Annotated in this window: 1 pseudogene; it reads right to left on the bottom strand. The window is 66.9% G+C overall.

Annotated features, from left to right (window positions below):
* Positions 1 to 590: pseudogene (locus tag EOA22_RS36540) on the bottom strand (sugar isomerase); the annotation flags it as partial.

Below are 590 nucleotides of genomic sequence, written 5' to 3'. Positions count from 1 at the left end.
GCACGGGCCGATGGCGATCAGTCCGGTCGCCGCATCCTGCGATTCCATCGGCCCGTGCAGATAGTTCAGCGTGTCCCATCCCGATGCCGGCACCCGCACCGCCTCGCGTATCAGCATCGCCGCCTCGCCGGCATTGGCGAAGCCGACACCGGCGGCGACGATGTCGATGGATGTTCTGCCCTGCAGCAGCCGGGCCGCCTGCCCGGCAGCGCTTTGCGCACCGGAAAGGACGGTGGCGGCTGCAGGTGACAAAGTCGTCCAGTCGAATCTGTTGCCGGCGAGCCTGTCGATCAGCATGCCGAGCGCCAGCAAGGTCCCGGTATAGCCGGTGGAGCTTGCGCCATTGTCGGCGCCAGAATCCGTGGCAAGCACAGCACCAGTCAGATCAGCCAGCGGATTGCCGCTGCCACGGCAGACCGCCAGGCGCGGCGCGCCCGACGCCTCGCGCATGACGTCGTAGATTTCGCGGCTCTGCCCGGAGGCCGACAGCGCGATGAACGCATCGGCAGCTGCATCCGTCCGGCCATAGAGATCGGTCGGCGTATAGGCAAAAGCCTTGATACCGGAGGCGCGCAGATAAAGCGCACCGG

It is taken from the genome of Mesorhizobium sp. M7A.F.Ca.US.014.04.1.1 (assembly GCF_003998745.1).
Lineage (GTDB): Bacteria > Pseudomonadota > Alphaproteobacteria > Rhizobiales > Rhizobiaceae > Mesorhizobium > Mesorhizobium ciceri.
The sequence above is the reverse complement of the archived record's forward strand: the minus strand, read 5'-3'. Positions and strand labels throughout refer to the sequence as shown.